The 16,647-nt window shown below is 34.9% G+C and carries 12 protein-coding genes; 3 read left to right on the top strand and 9 right to left on the bottom strand.

The window, feature by feature from the left end; all coding sequences use genetic code 11:
- Positions 1-51: 51 nt before the first annotated feature.
- The 4 genes from MHH85_RS03545 to MHH85_RS03530 are packed head-to-tail and all read right to left on the bottom strand — an operon-like array spanning position 52 to position 5,310.
- Positions 52-1,257, bottom strand: coding sequence for a type II secretion system F family protein (locus tag MHH85_RS03545; protein ID WP_340705969.1), 1,206 nt, complete (start codon positions 1,255-1,257; stop codon positions 52-54).
- Entirely contained in the window at positions 1,254-2,297 is a 1,044-nt protein-coding gene (locus tag MHH85_RS03540) for a type IV pilus twitching motility protein PilT (protein WP_340705968.1), read from the bottom strand. The genes MHH85_RS03545 and MHH85_RS03540 overlap by 4 nt, the downstream gene beginning before the upstream one ends.
- Positions 2,298-2,308: 11 nt before the next feature.
- Positions 2,309-3,973: a GspE/PulE family protein gene (locus tag MHH85_RS03535; RefSeq protein WP_340705967.1), complete on the bottom strand. Its 1,665-nt coding sequence runs from the start codon at positions 3,971-3,973 to the stop codon at positions 2,309-2,311.
- Positions 3,974-3,996: 23 nt separating this feature from the next.
- The gene (locus tag MHH85_RS03530) at positions 3,997-5,310 is read right to left on the bottom strand and encodes a VanW family protein (RefSeq protein WP_340705966.1); all 1,314 of its coding nucleotides are present in this window, start codon (positions 5,308-5,310) and stop codon (positions 3,997-3,999) included.
- Between the two features lie 313 nt (positions 5,311-5,623).
- Between MHH85_RS03530 and MHH85_RS03525 the strand changes: the two genes are divergently transcribed.
- The 3 genes from MHH85_RS03525 to MHH85_RS03515 are packed head-to-tail and all read left to right on the top strand — an operon-like array spanning position 5,624 to position 8,240.
- Positions 5,624-6,049 carry a type IV pilus modification PilV family protein gene (locus MHH85_RS03525; protein ID WP_340705965.1) on the top strand — a complete coding sequence of 142 codons (426 nt, stop codon included), beginning with the start codon at positions 5,624-5,626 and terminating at the stop codon, positions 6,047-6,049.
- Between the two features lie 8 nt (positions 6,050-6,057).
- Positions 6,058-6,477 (top strand): PulJ/GspJ family protein, encoded by a 420-nt coding sequence (locus MHH85_RS03520; protein ID WP_340705964.1) that lies wholly within the window; start codon positions 6,058-6,060, stop codon positions 6,475-6,477.
- Positions 6,477-8,240 (top strand): DUF7305 domain-containing protein, encoded by a 1,764-nt coding sequence (locus MHH85_RS03515; protein ID WP_340705963.1) that lies wholly within the window; start codon positions 6,477-6,479, stop codon positions 8,238-8,240. The genes MHH85_RS03520 and MHH85_RS03515 overlap by 1 nt, the downstream gene beginning before the upstream one ends.
- Before the next feature lie 413 nt (positions 8,241-8,653).
- Here MHH85_RS03515 and pilO read toward each other — a convergent pair whose 3' ends face one another.
- The 5 genes from pilO to MHH85_RS03490 form a co-directional block, all read right to left on the bottom strand.
- A complete protein-coding gene (pilO, locus tag MHH85_RS03510; protein WP_340705962.1) occupies positions 8,654-9,004 on the bottom strand; it encodes a type 4a pilus biogenesis protein PilO in 351 nt (116 codons plus the stop codon).
- 345 nt (positions 9,005-9,349) lie between these two features.
- Positions 9,350-11,059, bottom strand: coding sequence for a sensor domain-containing diguanylate cyclase (locus MHH85_RS03505; RefSeq protein ID WP_340705961.1), 1,710 nt, complete (start codon positions 11,057-11,059; stop codon positions 9,350-9,352).
- Between the two features lie 87 nt (positions 11,060-11,146).
- A complete protein-coding gene (locus MHH85_RS03500) occupies positions 11,147-12,400 on the bottom strand; it encodes a bifunctional folylpolyglutamate synthase/dihydrofolate synthase (RefSeq protein ID WP_340705960.1) in 1,254 nt (417 codons plus the stop codon).
- A 13-nt stretch (positions 12,401-12,413) separates the two neighbouring features.
- Positions 12,414-13,709 (bottom strand): bifunctional folylpolyglutamate synthase/dihydrofolate synthase, encoded by a 1,296-nt coding sequence (locus MHH85_RS03495; protein ID WP_340705959.1) that lies wholly within the window; start codon positions 13,707-13,709, stop codon positions 12,414-12,416.
- Between the two features lie 263 nt (positions 13,710-13,972).
- Complete coding sequence (locus tag MHH85_RS03490; RefSeq protein ID WP_340708119.1) at positions 13,973-16,600, bottom strand: valine--tRNA ligase; 2,628 nt, start codon at positions 16,598-16,600, stop codon at positions 13,973-13,975.
- Positions 16,601-16,647: the final 47 nt, after the last annotated feature.

The raw sequence follows: 16,647 nt of genomic DNA, 5'->3' as shown, positions 1-16,647 counted from the left end.
GTACTTGCTCAGGTGTCATTTTCCCTTTCACCTCCTTTCAATTAATTTCTATTAGATTTGTTCATATAAACTAAACATCGGTAGCATAATGGCTGCTACGATAAATCCAACAATAGCTGCTAGAAGTAAAATCATTAATGGTTCTATTAAAGACTTCAACGAATCGACTGTGCGATCCACGTCATCTTCGTAAAACTCCGCAATTTTTTCTAACATATAATCTAGGGAACCCGTTTGCTCTCCGATAGCAACCATTTGCGTTACGAGTGGCGGAAATACCCAGCTTTTCTCTAATGGCTGCGCTAGTGGACTTCCTTTTTCTAATGAACTTTTAGATTCGCTAATCACTTCTTCTATAACAGGGTTACCGATAATTTTCTCAACTATGGCTAAAGCACTTAATATAGGTACAGAGCTACTAAATAAGGTTGATAACGTTCTAGTCATACGAGCAATTGCCGATTTTTGCAGTACTTTTCCGAAAATCGGCATTTTCAATAGGACATAGTGCGTCATAAATTTAAATTTTTCATTATTCTTAAATAGAAAAGCAAATCCTCCGATTGCAACTATAGTTACGAGTAAAAATAGCCACCAGAATTTTTTTAAAGCATCGCTAAATGCTAGGACAATCAATGTAATGGCTGGTAGTTCAGCGCCAAAACTAGCAAAGGACGCTGTAAATCTCGGGACAAGCCATAGCAGCATAAAAACGGCCACCAAAACGATTAAGATGACTAACACAACCGGATAAGTCATAGCCGATTGAATTTTCTTCTGTAACTTAAAAGATTTCTCATAGCTAAAAGCCATTCGTTCTAATGTGTCATCTAAATTACCTGTCGCTTCCCCAGCCTTCATCATATTGATAAAGAGCGTCGGGAAGACCTTTGGATATTTCGCCGCTGAAGCAGAAAAAGCAATACCGGAGCGAATATCCTCCTCCACTCCATTCAAAGCTTTTTTAAGCGTCTTACTAGACGTTTGCGCACTTAATATCCGTGTTGCTTCTACGATCGATATACCTGCACGGATTAGCGTCGCAAATTGACGACAATAAATAACAAAGTCCTCATTTTTCACTCCATTACCAAGCGATAAATCCTTGTGCAAAATACTTTTGGACTCTTCAATTTGTCGAGGGTTAATGCCTTGTTCTCGTAATTTTTTCACGGCTAATTGCTTGGAGCCAGCTTCAATAATCCCTTTCTCTGCAGACCCCTTTGATGACCGACCACTATAGCGATATACTGTCATCCAAATTCACCTGCATTCAAATACGTTTTGGCGATTTCAAAATCTATTATTTTCTTCGTTAAAAGCTGTTGAATAGAACTATCAATCGTATGCATGCCAAGCGCTCGATTTGTTTGCATAATATTCGGAATTTGATGCACCTTATCGTTTCGTATTAAATTAGAAACAGATGGAGTATGTACTAAAATTTCTGTTGCTGCTACTCTACCTGGCTTGTCTATTCGTTTAAATAGACGCTGTGAAATAATACCTTGTAACACATTCGCTAGCTGAATACGAATTTGACTTTGCTGATGAGGTGGGAAGACGTCGATAATTCGGTCAATTGTCGTAGGTGCACTACTTGTATGCAATGTCGCCATAACTAAATGTCCTGTTTCAGCAGCTGTAATTGCTGTTGAAATCGTTTCGTGATCACGCATTTCTCCTACTAGAATAATGTCTGGATCTTGACGAAGAGCTGCTCGCAAACCGTTTGCAAAACTATTCGTATCAGTACCTACTTCTCTTTGATTTACAATCGACTTTTTATGTTTATGCAAATATTCAATCGGATCTTCTAGCGTAATAATATGTTTCGCATTATTTGTGTTAATATAGTCAATCATTGCAGCTAGAGTTGTAGATTTACCTGAGCCTGTTGGTCCTGTTACAAGTATGAGCCCTTGGGGTTTACTACATAAATTTTTCAATACTTCCGGCATACCTAATTGTTCAATTGTTGGAATTTCAGATGTAATTTTACGTGCTGCTAATGTGCAGCTATTACGCTGATGATAGGCGTTCATACGGAAACGACATCTTCCTGGGAGTGAGTAGTTGAAATCAACTTCACCTTTTATTTCATACTCCTCCTGACGATGCGGTGGAAGAATTTCTTTAATCATCAACTCTAATTCATCAGGTGTCAGATTATCTTCTCCATACGGCTGCAATTGACCGTTAATACGATAATGCGGAGGAACACCTACAGTTACATGTAAATCCGAAGCGTCATTATCATCCGCATAAGTTAGTAATTCTAAAATAGATTTCGCCATTTCCTCACATCCTAATTATCAGTTGCTACACGTAATATTTCTTCTGTCGTTGTTACACCCTCTGCCACCTTTAACAGTCCATCTTCTAATAATGTTCGATAGCCTTTGTTATACATTTCCTTTTTAATCGTTGCAATCCCTGCTTTATCTAGTATCAATTCTTTTATATAATCATCAACTACGAGTATTTCATGAATTGCAAGTCGCCCTCTATATCCCGTCTTATTACATGAAGGACATCCTTTACCACGCTTTACTCTTTCAACATGTACATTATGTTTCAAAAAAATCTCCTGTTCTTGTAAAGATAAGTCATGATCCTCAACACAATCTCGACAGACTCTTCTAACAAGACGCTGTGCCACAACTCCGACAACTGAAGATGAAATTAAAAACGGCTCAATTCCCATATCAATCAATCTAGAGATAGATTCAACAGCACTATTCGTATGTAATGTACTTAGTACTAAGTGACCGGTTAAGGATGCACGAGTCGCTATTTGCGCTGTTTCTAAATCTCGAATTTCACCTATCATGACGATGTCTGGATCTTGACGTAAAATAGATCTTAGGCCAGTAGCAAACGTCAATCCTATTTCTTCACGAACTTGAATTTGATTTACACCATCCATTTGATATTCAACTGGATCCTCAACTGTCACGATATTGACATCTTCACCATTTAGATGATGCAATGTCGCAGATAATGTAGAAGATTTACCGGAACCAGTTGGACCTGTAATAAGTACAATTCCATTCGGTTTAGAAATTATATCTTTAAAATGTACTAAGTTATTATCTGAAAAACCCAGTTTTTGAATATCTCCGTGTGAGTTATTCAAATCCAATACGCGCATAACAACTTTTTCTCCATAAATTGTTGGTAACGTAGATAATCGAATATCAATTGGATGAAGATTGATATTCGCCTTTATTCGCCCATCCTGGGGTAAGCGATTTTCTGTAATATTCAAATTCCCCATTATCTTAATACGAGCGATAATCATATTTTGCATATGTTTTGGAAGGGAACGCTCAGTTTTTAATACACCATCAATACGTAACCGAATACGCAGTTCTGTTTCATGAGGGTCAAAGTGAATATCACTAGCTCTTTGAACAACAGCATTCGAGATAATTTGGTTAACTAACTTAACAATAGGAGAATCGTCATCAAAAATTTCTGTTTCTTCATCTTTTTCTAATGGGATAAAATCATTCAACGCAGCATCCATTGTTTCCTGTAGATCATAGTATTTAGAAATAGAACGATATAAATCATCCTTCGTCGCAATACTCGTTTCTATTTGGCAGCCCGTCACCATACGAACTTCTTCAATAGCGAAATAATCCATAGGATCAGCCATAGCAATGAGTAACTTATTCTTTTCACGCGTCAAAGGCATTAATAACGCACGTTTAGCTAACTCTTTTGGTACTAGTTGAATGAGTTCCGGTTCAATTGCATATTGACTAATACTAATATGAGGTACGCCTAATTGGAATTCTAGTACTTCAATTAAAAGTTGCTCAGTTAGTAAATTTTCTCTAATTAGAAAATCTCCGAGTCTCTCATTTACACTTCTACTTTTTAGAGCATAATCTAACTGCTCCTGAGTAATTGCGTTAGCTTCTACTAATAAATCCCCGAGTCTTTTTCTTTTTACTCTACTCATTTTCCCCTCACCTCTTCGCCACCTTATTTAGTACTAGGTGTAACAATATCTCCTGTTTCGGTATAGTAGCTTCCTTCAGGAACAGGACTACCATTTTTACTTTTAGTTGCTTTTTTTCGTTTAGTAGTTGTAGGTTTACAGACATCTGAGGTATCATCCACATTACATTCTTCTGAAACTTCTTCTTCGCTTGTAGTATTCAAATCAACCGCTGTTTGTTTTGATGACAGCTCAATGATTTCATTTTGTGGAGCATAGTAATTTTGACTGATTAATTCTGTCTTTTCATTTCCATTATCAATAGTGACTGTGCGAAAAATTAATAGTTGTAGACCTGCCTCTGATTGTTGAGCTATCTCTCTTTCTCCTTCTTCTAAATAAGAAGAATATCGATAAATAGTACGGGGTTTAACAATCTTTTTATCCTCTTCAAAGACGGACACTTTTGGATTGCCTCTTAGTGAATATAGTTCAATTTTTAATTCACCTGATTTTACTGTAGCAACAATTTTCGCCGGTACTTTACTATGGGATACAAATCGAAAATCTCTTTTAAATATTGGATTAACAACAGCTTCATACCCAGGATACACATAACTTGGAATTTCGTTGGCTTGATGCCTTTCCAATATTTCGAAGCTACTTTGCACTACTGCACTATGCAAAGCTGATGCTGCAATCGTCATTGCACTTTCATTGTTAGAGGCATTAGCTATTAGTCCATTAAATGAGACTTCATTTTCTGGCTCAATTAAATACCCATTTAATTGATCAAAAATTTTCGAAATTTCTGCGATTTGACTATCTCTTAAAACTATCGTTTCAAAGGAAATTCGTTCAGCATGATCGATTGATATATCGTTCACTTCAACCTTAATTGGTGAACTCTTCAAATAAGACGCAGCTTCAATAATTTGAGTAATTAAATTTGCATCTTTTAGATTTGTTTGGTTTTCAACTTTCTCTTTTAAAGTAGAATTTGCTTCTACAATTAAAGACTCATGTACAATACTTTTCTTTTCCCAAAACGCATACCACGGTTTCTCTATACTAAGTTCATATTGCTTAATAGAAGCATCTATATCGAATTGAAAATCTTCTCCAGTCAATAAAATCTCTTTTTCCCCAACCGTTATCAATATTTCTCCACCTTGCCATGTATCAATAGCTGCATTTAACTTTTTTTTCATATCTTCCTTAGACAAATTCTCTATAGAAACATTCCCTATAGTAGAGCCCTTAGGAGCTGCTAATGCGTTATCCCCTTTATATTCAAACGAAACAAGAAAACCGAATACTAAAAGGGTAATTATTGTTATTTTCGTGAAAAACCTCATATTCTAATTCTCCTATTATAGATATTTTTATATATACTTATTTCCCATAACTATAGAATAGATTATAAATAAAAATTATCCAAAAAGATACGACTTTTATCACAACTAAAAATTAATTTTACATATTACAACTAAAAACATATGCTATATATCATATAAGAAGGTATGATATAAGTATATAGTTCAATCCTAAAAACAGGTTATTTGAACCATTCATATTTACATATTACTTCTCTATTAATATTTTATTTTATTTATCACCTCATACTGTTGAAAAATATATTCCATCAATCATACGAAAGAGGTTTTAAAAATGATGAAATTCTATAAGCAGATACGTTCAAACGAAAAAGGATTCACACTTATTGAAGTCTTGGCATCTTTCGTTATATTAGTAATTCTACTAACATCCTTTTTTACCTTCTTTATCCAAACAGCAAAAACGGGGAAAAACTCAGAAAATATTGTAGATGCGACATATATCGCACAATCAGAAATGGAAAAAGCTTATGCAGTGAGTAAAAAGGAGAGCAATCGGGAAGAAGCCATTAAAAGTTTAGGCTATACACTTGAAGGTAATGGGAGCGAATTCATTAAAACAGAAGCTACAAATACTATTAAATTAAAGCTTAAAAATAACACAAATGCACCTAACTTAACGAACATCATTATTACTGTCTATGAAAACAAAGAGATTACTCCGAAAGCACAAATGGAAAATGTATTCGTATGGAAGTGAGGTAAACAATGATGAAAATAGTAAATAACGAAAAAGGTGTGTCATTAGTAGAAATACTTGCTACGATTGTCTTAACTGCTATAGTTGCTACTTTAATATTCAACGTTCAATTGTCCAGTTCTAAACAATACGACAAACAATTAAATAAAAATCAACAGCTTAATGAGGTTTCATATGTCTTAAAAGTCATTACAAAAGAAATGAGAAAAACAACTGATATTAGCTCTATTAATGATGGAATAAAAATAAAAAACGTAGAATATAAATTCGATGAAAGTACAGAAAGTATCACAAAAAATGCTGAACCCTTTGCTTCTCAGATTAAAAGCTTTAGTGTCAAAAAAGAAGATAGTGCTTGGCATATCATCATTGAAAATCTGGATGAAAAAAAAGTAGAAACAAAAATAGTCGTTAGGAGTGGGAGCTAGTGAGGAAACAATTCAGAGATAATCAACTAATAAAAAATGAAAATGGCTATACTCTGCTCATTGTTTTAATGGTATTAGTCGTCATCTCAGTACTTGGCCTTGGACTATTGACCACAACCGCAAACACGATGAAGCTTTCAGACAAAGAACGAGTTGACCAAGCTACGTACTATATTGCAGAGGCGGGGTTAGTACAGCGAAGAGAACAATTGAATCAAATTGTAAATACGGCTTTTGAAGATACTAAAACGAAATACCTTTCTCTTTCTACTGAAATAAAACGTGGCGAGACGCAATCTGAAAGAGATAAATTTGATTTTGAAAAGGAATTTTTAAAAGAAGTACAACTCAAAATCCCATTATCAAATACAACATTCCTTGATTTTGAAAAGAACGGAGATAATGCTCCTGAGGCTTTTGTAACAGTTTCAATTAAAAACATAAGTAATAAGGAATTAAAGTATAAAATTACATCCACAGGTAAAATTGCTAGCAATAAAAAACGAACTTTATCTCAAAACTTTACTGTTTCATTAGATGTCGACCCCGGAAACAACGGAAACTATATTTCCAAGTTTGCTGTCCATACAACAGGTAGTTTATTTATGAGTAATGGTAGTATTTTTGGACAAGTTGCTACAGCAGGAGAAAATTCGCTAAAGATGACTAACAGCGGAGCGGAAATTTGTTTAAAACCAAAATCTAAAAATGATTGTTTAACTTATGCCACATTACACAATAGGGATCTATTAGAAAAACTGTTAGTACAAAATGTACCTTTACCTGAATTACCAATTTTCCCAGATGATAAATTTATAATTAATACAAATAGTAATATACCTGGATATCAAGAAGATAAATATGCAGTAGAATATACAAACCGTTATTATTTAATTAAAGATAAAAATTTAGAACCTAATTGGTATTACAATAATTATGTATACCCTATTCATAAAGATCAACACTTCGCTAATGTTAACATAACAACAAGTAATAGTGGATTTACAATTGATATTGGTAACTCAGACATAAATCTTTATATTGATGGTACACTTGATATTCAATCTAAGTTAAGTATTAAAGGAAATGGTTCCCTAACTATCTACGCCAATGATATGAATATCCACTCTTCAAAAATCTTTGATATCGAAAATTCAGGAAGGGTCCACCTTGTTATTAATAATAAATTATCTATTAAAGGAGATTTAAATAGCGGAAATACACCATTAACTATTAATACTAGTGAATTACAATTGAGTAGTCCTGGAAAAATACAGATTCAAGATAAAGGGACTGCATCTATATATGTTAAGAATAAAATATCCGACTTTTCGGGTTATATACTTACAGCTTCAAAAAATACAAAACAGGCTACTATATACTATCAAGGGCCCGATTTAGTATTATTCAATGGAGCCGCTACATTATACGGATCACTTTATGCAAAACAGGCTAATTTACACATAGGTAGCGGTGCTTCAATAAGAGGTGATATTTTATCTGGCGGTTCTTCGATACTAATGGACGGAGGAGCCAATGTCGTCACTAATCAATATATTCTAGCACCACTTGCAAGTATTAATATGGGAGCAGGCTTCGATATTATAGGTTCTGTTATTTGCAATACTTTTGACATGAGCGGGGGCGCTAAAATTACTCATCCATCTGCATTAAACGATGATAACTCTTTAGGTGAAACTATTACTAGTCAACCTGATAAAGTAAATAAGATAACTTCTAATGATGATTTATTGGAAGAGTAATATTTTACTACTATGTATCATTATCAATACATTATTTAGACAATAAAAAAAGCATCTTCGATTGAATTAGGGTACATTTACCTTAAATTCAAATAGAAGTTGCTTTTTTTATGTGAACAGTATTAAGTTATCCGTACGAAGTGAAAAAGAAAGCTATCGAGATACGATAAGCAGGTATATCAGAGAAACAGTCTTAATCAATTTAACGTTAGACATAAAACGCAAGATTAAACATTATGCTGTGGTACAAACACAGAAAAATACTTCGATTAGAACAAACTTTTAAAAAATAAATAAATTATAATAACTATATTCAAATACAAGCGAAACTATAATAATTCTAAAAAATCATCTCTTTTTAAAAAGTTAGCAAAAGTATCCCTTAACCAACTCAATTACTTATATCCCAGATTCTAATACGACTTATCCCTACAATAAAAAGTCGTTAACTGTAATGTCGTTTGAATGGTTTCTTTTAAACCATTTGAAACTACTTCTCCGTTTGGTACTGAAAAGTTCACTTTATCTATACGGACGATACGATCTAATCTTTCTACTTCTTTTATAAAGTCATAAACATCGTCATAATTTGGAGAGACTAGCATTACATCAAATGTTATACATTCAGGCTTAAGTGAGGAAGTTACAGATGAATTAGAACATACGGGAGTTGCATATTGAATTTCTTCTACTTGTTGGTTAACTGATGAACGGTTAGATGATAATGTTTCATCTGTGGTTATTGATTCACTACTATGCTTCATTGTTCCTTCTACTAATTCTTGTCCATACAAATTAGTTAATGAAATGGTCACATCATTTTTGATTACAATACTATCAACTTTCGTGATTGTTAGCTGTTCAATATTCCGGAGTGCACGAAGAACCTTTTCAAACTGTCTACTCCCAGGATCTTTGTTTAAAAATTCTAATTGATTGATTTTAAGTACATCCTCTCATTTTTAATCCACGTTTTCTTTGCTCATTTTCAACAGTATATTAATAGTATTGCAGGCATTCATAAGTAAAAATATTTAACTAATATGTATTCTGCTAATCATTATATGTTGCAATAGCTAAGAGAATTCTAGGATTCTCTTAGCTATTGTTTATGTCTTTAGATACTCCGCTACGCGATTACGTCCTTTTTGTTTAGCTCCTACATACAAAGCCCTATCAGCATTTCGTATTAGTGCCATTGGTTTATCACAATCTTCAGGAGCAGTTGAAACACCAACACTTGTCGTGATTGTGACATGTTCTTTTATATGATTCAAACTCAAATCTGATTCAATTTCAAATAACTTAAGTTGTACATTCATACGAATATCTTCGGCTAAGTTGAGTGCCTCACCTTTAGACACATTCGGAAGTAAAATAACGAATTCCTCACCGCCAAATCTAGCTAATAACCCTTTACCTTCCACTTTTTCCTCTAAAGTACGAGCAAAGTCACATAAAATGCTATTACCACTTTGATGACCATAAGTATCATTTATAAGTTTGAAATGATCAATATCGAGCATGATTAACGATAGCTGACGTATTTCACCGTCCATTAATTCTTGCATTTTAATTGTAAGTTGTTCTTCGAAATACCTGTAATTATATAACCCTGTTAAACCACAGCGTTCACTTTTGTTTAATGTCGCCTCAATATACCGCGATCGCTCCACGGAAACAGCAAAATAAGAACAGAGAATGTCCAATATACTAATTTTATATTCTTCAAAGAATTTTTTCTTATTAGAAGCTAATAAGAAAACCCCTACCATTTTTTGATTTCTTGAGATTGGCATTATTACTATACTTTGTGTAGCAAAAGGCAAAAAACCTATCCCCATATCTATCCATTCTGACTGTTGATTGTAAACAATCGTTTCCTCTGTGTTCATTATTTCTTTGATAGGCGTTTTCAAAATATTTTCATGAGAGATATTAACCGTTGTAGCTACTCCATTTTCATGTGATCTAAGGAATTGTAGCTGACCATTAACAATATCGATAATGTAAGCATGATCTACAGGCATGATTTCAATAGTTTTAGCCATAAATAAGTCTACAACTTCATCACTCGTTAATCGATCCCCTAATTGATGACCAAAATGCGCAGCCAACGATAAGTATTCATTTACTCTTTCTGATGTACTATACATTCTTAAAATTTGAGTCACTATTAGAAATGGCAACCCTAGTAAAACAAATGATATTGGCCCCACATATTCCGACAGTAGATATAGTGTTAACCCCATAGGAAAAGTAAATAGCATACTATTATAATCCCAATAATCATCTTTCGTTAGAAATGGAGCTCTTTTCTTCATAACGATTAAACTCAATTTCAGTAACACATGATTCACAAATGTATTCATAAATAAATACACCATTCCGAATAAGACAATATGAGTGATGCTAAGCGAACCAAATTCTCCACCAATTATGATAAAAAATAAACCACTGATGAAAGATACGAGGAAAAACATAATCGAATTCCATGGAATGCGGTAGAGACTTAACTTAAGTAACTTAGCACGGTATAAAAATGGAATGAGTGCAATTTGGAATACAATCAACTCTATAAATAAACCATATTTCAAAAAAACCGCTAAGTTTACCCATTGCATAAAAAATAAAGGGACCCCGTTTATAACAAAAGGGAAAATGGCTGTTATGATTGCCAATACTATAAAGCCTATTAACTCAGACCAGTCAATATACGTTGGTGGAGGGAAATAGTGGTATACCACATATAAACTGATTGGTACTGTTGCCAACCATACTGCAAATACGGTCCATTTAAACTTTAGTGATAAATTCACTTCTCACACCTCTAATCGTGAGCATTTATGCCTACTTTTAAGCAATTATAGCAAATCACTTTACCAAAGTCATCCATTTAATGAAATTCAATTAAATGTTTCATGCAATATTTTTCGCCATTTTGCTAACAAATATAAGGAACCAGTCATGATAATTACTTCATTTAACAGCAACTTTTGTTGAACAGTAGTTAAAATGTCATATGTTGTCGATTTATTTACCGTATTACTCATTTTCATAATCTCATTAGCAGCCATCGCTCGATCATTTGCTACATCTACAAAGGTAAAGGTAGTACCTACTTTTTCTAATTCTGCTAATACCCCTCGTATATCTTTGTCCCCAAGCATACCAACTATAAAATGAATAGGTTCATTTGGAAATTGCTCTTGAATCGCATCTACTAAACTTTTAGCACTCGCTGGGTTATGCGCCCCGTCAATATAAAGCTTCGGTGCAAGTAGTTCAAAACGACATGCTAGCTGAGCACTTTGAACCCCATTTCGGAATGCCTCGACATTTGTTTTCACTCCATTTACTTGTGCAAAAATATTAAATGCTGTAATTGCTAGCGCCATATTACTACGTTGATGCAGCCCCGGCATTGAACGTGTTAAGTTCGGAATTCGTACATCATTAGCCATATATATTTCCTTCGAGTTTTCCTCTATAACGGTGAAATTTTCATTGTAAACAAGTAATGGTGAGCGAAGTTTTTCCGCTTCTTGTGTAAATATTTTCATCGCTTCAATTGGTAGCACACCCGTCACTACAGGCTTTCCTTCTTTAATAATGCCTGATTTATGCATTGCTATACTTTCTATAGTCGAGCCTAAAAAATTTGTATGCTCTAAAGCAATACTAGGTACAACAGACACGATTGGCTTTACAACATTCGTACTATCAAAACGCCCACCCATACCACATTCAATAATCGTAATATTAGGTGCAAAGCGCTCGAAAGCTAAAAAGGCTGCCACTGTTAACAATTCGAAGTCTGTTAGCTTTCCATCTAATCCTGCATCTGCCATGATTTTAAAAACAGCATCCATTTCTTCTGGTGTGATTGGTTGTTCATCTAGCTGAATTTGATCATGTACATCTTCAATACACGGAGACATGAATGTAGCGGTCGACAGTCCATGAGCCTTACTTATATGTTCTATAAAAGTAATCGTTGAGCCTTTGCCATTTGTACCCGCCACATGGACTACTGATAAGTTTTCTTGTGGATTCCCTACTAATTGTAATGCTTCGGTAATTGCTGTTAACCCTGGTTTAATCGAGGCATCACTACGGACACCCCACTTTTCTTTATAGTAATCTAATTTCGGAATCATGTCGGCACCTCATTTACTGCTTCACTTTATTGCTTAAAAAAGCACGTACTTCAGAAATAAAATAAAGAGAACCTGTTATGACTAATACATGCTCGTCCTCTTTTTTCTCAATTGCTCGCTTCACTACGCGTTCCCACTCTGTATCATAATAAGTATGGTGGTGCTGTGATAATGCTGCTAATTCTTCAGCTGATGCAGCATTAGGCATAGTTATTTGCGTAAATGTCATAGAGGATGCTACTTCCGCCATCATCTTAATACTTTTTAGATGATCTTTATCCTGTAGTGCTGCATAGATAAAATCGTATTCACTTGTCGGATATTTCGCTTTTAATGTGGCAATTAATGCTTCTGTACCTTCGGGATTATGCGCTCCATCAATTACAATAAGATGATCATACTCTTCAAAGCGCCCCGCCCATTTTGCTTCTTTTAAAGCTTTTCGAATAGCTTCTTCTGTAATGTCAAAGTATCCAGCATCTTTTAACAATAATGCCGTTGTAATAGCTAATGAAGCATTGTTAATTTGATGGGGTCCTGCCATAAGTAATTCAACATCTTTTATGACGTAATCACGTGTAGAATAATTAAACACCTGCATATGTTCCTTTTGAGCGACTTTTGTTGCCGTAAAATCCTCATTGAAAATAGCTATAGGTGCATGTTTCTCATCCGCTATTTTCCGAAGAACTTCTAGTGCATCTCTATTCTCTACCGTTGTCACTACGGGTCTATTTTCTTTAATAATGCCACCCTTTTGATAAGCAATTTTGTCATAGGTATCACCTAAAATCGCTGTATGTTCTAAAGAAATCGTTGTAATTATTGAAATGATGGGATCAATCACATTAGTTGAATCTAATTTGCCACCAATACCTGTTTCTATTAGAGCAACATCTACTTTTTCATCTGCAAAATAGAGGAAAGCGACAATCGTCATAATTTCAAAAAAACTAGGGTATACTCCGTCCTTTTCATCTATTGCAGCAAACACTTTATTGACGTATAAGAGGAATTGCTCATCCGTAATTTGCTTGTCGCTAATTGTAATACGCTCATTTATGCGCTCTAAATGTGGAGAAACAAAGCAGCCTACTTTTTCTACTTGGCTGTATTTTAATATTTCCTTTAATGCGTTTAAAGTAGAGCCTTTGCCGTTTGAACCTGCTAAATGAATTGTTTTAAAAGTATGTTGGGGGTTGCCAAATTCTTGTAATAATGAATTAACGACTTCTAATGGAATCGATGTACTACTACCCTTTTTTAATGAGGTTAAAAACTCGACGCACTGTTCTATATTTGTAAACACTATTCAACACTCCTGGTATGTATATTGTGCTTGTTATTTAATCATTTACCTTCTTATTATAAGCCATTATAAAGAACAATAACTACATTACATTCTGGTTATAATTACCGCTTGACTTTTTCTAGTAAGATTAATATCAATTGAACTAAAATATCTTTCAACTTATATCCGCCTGGATTTAAATTGTAATTATTTATCAAATTTCATTTCGTTTTTATAACAGAAAAAATCGCTCAAGTATAACACTTGAGCGATTTTTTTGATTACATATTTTTCAATTCGTTAATACGTTTCTCTACTGTTGCATATTTTTCAATATAGTCTGCTTCTTTAGCACGCTCAGCAGCTACAACATCATCTGGAGCTTTAGATACGAAACGCTCATTGTTCAGTTTACCTTGAACACGTTTCACTTCTTTATCCCATTTCTCAAGTTCATTCGATAGGCGCTCAATTTCAGCCGCTACATCGATTAATCCTTCAAGAGGTAAGAATAATTCTGCACCAGATACAACAGCTGACATGCATTGACCAGGAGCTTCAATGTCTTCACCAAGTGTTAATGGCTCTGGGTTACAGAATTTTTCTAGATATGCTTTGTTATCTTCCAAAACAGCAAGTGTTACAGCATCTTTAGCCGAAACATATAAAGGTACTTTTTTGCTCATTGGCGTTTGTACTTCAGCACGAATGTTACGAACAGCACGGATAATATCCATTAGTAATTTCATGTTATCCGATTGTGCTTGTGAAGTTAAAGTTTCATCAACTGTTGGCCAAGCAGCTACTGTAATTGATTCGCCTTTATGCGGAAGGTTTTGCCAAATTTCTTCTGTGATAAATGGCATAAATGGATGTAACAGGCGCATTGTATTATCTAAAACATATGCTAGTACAGAGCGCGTTGTTTTCTTCGCTGCTTCGTCTTCACCATATAATGGCAATTTCGCCATTTCGATGTACCAGTCACAGAAATCATCCCAGATGAAGTTGTATAATTGACGACCTACTTCACCAAATTCAAATTTCTCAGCTAAAGTTGTTACTTGTTCGATTGTTTCGTTCAGACGAGTTAGAATCCATTGATCTGCTACTGATTTTTTACCAGTTAAATCGATTTCATCATAAGTCATGCCTTCCATGTTCATCAAAGCAAAGCGCGAAGCATTCCAAATTTTGTTTGAGAAGTTCCAAACAGCTTCTACTTTTTCATTTGAGTAACGTAAATCTTGACCTGGAGAAGAACCAGTTGCTAAGAAGTAACGTAATGAGTCAGCGCCGTATTTTTCGATAACATCCATTGGATCAACGCCGTTACCTAGAGATTTAGACATTTTGCGCCCTTGCTCATCACGAACTAATCCGTGAATTAATACATCTTCAAATGGACGTGTTCCAGTAAATTCAATACCTTGGAAAATCATACGAGAAACCCAGAAGAATATAATATCATAACCAGTTACTAATGTATTAGTTGGGTAGTAACGTTTAAATTCTTCGTTTTCTTCATCTGGCCAGCCCATTGTTGAAAACGGCCATAATGCAGATGAGAACCAAGTATCTAATACATCCGTATCTTGATTCCAGTTTTCAGCATCAGCTGGAGCATCTGTACCTACGTAAATTTCGCCTGTTTCTTTATGGTACCAAGCTGGAATTCGGTGGCCCCACCAAAGTTGGCGAGAAATACACCAATCACGGATATTCTCCATCCAACGAGAATACGTATTTTCAAAACGTGCAGGTACAAAGTTTACTTTGCCTTCTTCATCTTTTTGAAGTTCTAATGATGCATCTGCAAGTGGTTGCATTTTAACGAACCATTGTGTTGAAAGATACGGCTCAACAACCGCACCAGAACGTTCTGAGTGCCCTACTGAGTGCATATGATCTTCGATTTTGAAGCAAACACCCATGTCTTGTAAGTCTTTAACAATTGCTTTACGGCATTCAAAGCGATCCATACCTTTATATTTTCCAGCATTATCATTCATTGAACCGTCTTCATTCATTACAAGAATACGTGGTAAGTCATGGCGGTTACCTACTTCAAAGTCATTCGGGTCATGAGCTGGTGTAATTTTCACAACACCCGTACCAAATTCCATTTCAACGTACTCATCTGCAATGATTGGAATTTCGCGACCTACGATTGGTAATGTCACTGTTTTACCGATTAGATGTTGGTAACGTTCATCTTTAGGGTGAACAGCGATTGCAGTATCACCTAGCATTGTTTCAGGGCGTGTAGTTGCAATTTCAATTGCTCCAGTTCCATCAGTTAATGGATATTTGAAGTGATAAAAAGCCCCTGGAATGTCTTTGTATATAACTTCGATATCTGATAACGCTGTTTTAGTTGCAGGATCCCAGTTAATGATATATTCACCGCGGTAAATTAATCCTTTTTCGTATAGTTTTACGAATACTTCTTTTACTGCATCAGAAAGTCCTGCATCTAATGTGAATCGTTCACGAGAATAATCTAGCGCTAGACCCATTTTCGACCATTGCTGACGAATATGACCTGCATACTCTTCTTTCCATTCCCATGTTTTTTCAACGAACTTTTCACGGCCTAAGTCATAACGAGTAATACCTTCTTCACGAAGTTTCGCTTCTACCTTTGCTTGTGTTGCAATACCCGCATGGTCCATACCTGGTAACCAAAGCGCATCGTATCCTTGCATACGTTTCATACGAATTAGGATATCTTGTAATGTTGTATCCCAAGCATGCCCTAAGTGTAGTTTACCTGTTACGTTTGGTGGTGGAATTACGATTGAATATGGCTCTTTGCCACTTTCAGGTTGTGCTTTAAAGAATTCTCCTTTTAGCCACCATTCATAACGTCCTTGTTCGATCGACTGTGGATCATATTTCGTTGGCATTGATGTCGTTTGTTGTTCTGTCAATTTGACGACCTCCTTTTTATGTT

The organism is Viridibacillus sp. FSL E2-0187, assembly GCF_038006425.1.
Lineage (GTDB): Bacteria > Bacillota > Bacilli > Bacillales_A > Planococcaceae > Viridibacillus > Viridibacillus arvi.
This window is presented reverse-complemented; position numbering and strand designations above follow the sequence as displayed.

Coding starts and splice junctions, on each gene's coding strand:
- MHH85_RS03545 (WP_340705969.1), bottom strand. CDS start 1,257: ATGACAGTATATCGCTATAGTGGTCGGTCATCAAAGGGGTCTGCAGAG.
- MHH85_RS03540 (WP_340705968.1), bottom strand. CDS start 2,297: ATGGCGAAATCTATTTTAGAATTACTAACTTATGCGGATGATAATGAC.
- MHH85_RS03535 (WP_340705967.1), bottom strand. CDS start 3,973: ATGAGTAGAGTAAAAAGAAAAAGACTCGGGGATTTATTAGTAGAAGCT.
- MHH85_RS03530 (WP_340705966.1), bottom strand. CDS start 5,310: ATGAGGTTTTTCACGAAAATAACAATAATTACCCTTTTAGTATTCGGT.
- MHH85_RS03525 (WP_340705965.1), top strand. CDS start 5,624: ATGATGAAATTCTATAAGCAGATACGTTCAAACGAAAAAGGATTCACA.
- MHH85_RS03520 (WP_340705964.1), top strand. CDS start 6,058: ATGATGAAAATAGTAAATAACGAAAAAGGTGTGTCATTAGTAGAAATA.
- pilO (WP_340705962.1), bottom strand. CDS start 9,004: ATGAAGCATAGTAGTGAATCAATAACCACAGATGAAACATTATCATCT.
- MHH85_RS03500 (WP_340705960.1), bottom strand. CDS start 12,400: ATGATTCCGAAATTAGATTACTATAAAGAAAAGTGGGGTGTCCGTAGT.
- MHH85_RS03490 (WP_340708119.1), bottom strand. CDS start 16,600: ATGCCAACGAAATATGATCCACAGTCGATCGAACAAGGACGTTATGAA.